Source organism: Mycolicibacterium parafortuitum, assembly GCF_002086815.1.
Lineage (GTDB): Bacteria > Actinomycetota > Actinomycetes > Mycobacteriales > Mycobacteriaceae > Mycobacterium > Mycobacterium parafortuitum.
On the sequence record NZ_MVID01000070.1, the window covers coordinates 1 to 704 of the forward strand.

A 704-nucleotide genomic window follows, 5' to 3' on the forward strand; every position below is an offset into this window, starting at 1 on the left:
GGCATGCACCCCTGGGGCAAATGGGGCCGCGACTTCACCGAATACGGCGTCGTCGCCGCCCGCGCCGCCCTCGCCGAAGCAGGCCTGGACTGGCAACAAATCCAACTCGTCGCCGGTGCGGACACCATCCGCAACGGCTACCCCGGCTTCGTCGCCGGCGCCACCTTCGCCCAAAAACTCGGCTGGAACGGCATCCCCGTCACCTCCAGCTACGCCGCCTGCGCCTCCGGCTCCCAAGCCCTGCAGAGTGCGCGCGCCCAAATCCTGGCCGGCCTGTGCGACGTCGCCCTGGTCATCGGCGCCGACACCACCCCCAAAGGGTTCTTCGCCCCCGTCGGCGGCGAACGCCGCAACGACCCCGACTGGCAACGCTTCCACCTCATCGGCGCCACCAACACCGTCTACTTCGCCCTGCTCGCCCGCCGCCGCATGGACCTCTACGGCGCCACCGTCGACGACTTCGCCGCCGTCAAAGTCAAAAACGCCCGCCACGGCCTGGCCAACCCCAACGCCCGCTACCGCAAAGAAGCCACCATCGACGACGTACTGGCCTCCCCCGTCGTCTCCGACCCACTACGCCTACTCGACATCTGCGCCACCTCAGACGGCGCCGCCGCGCTGATCGTCGCGTCCAAAGAATTCACCGAAAAACACCTCGGCACCACCGCCGGCATCCCGTCGGTGCGCGCGATCAGCCTGCAATC

Annotated in this window: 1 protein-coding gene; it reads left to right on the forward strand. The window is 68.6% G+C overall.

Annotated elements, in window-relative coordinates:
- Positions 1–704 (forward strand): lipid-transfer protein (locus BST38_RS28805; protein WP_110782070.1); only part of this gene is annotated, 704 nt, incomplete at both ends.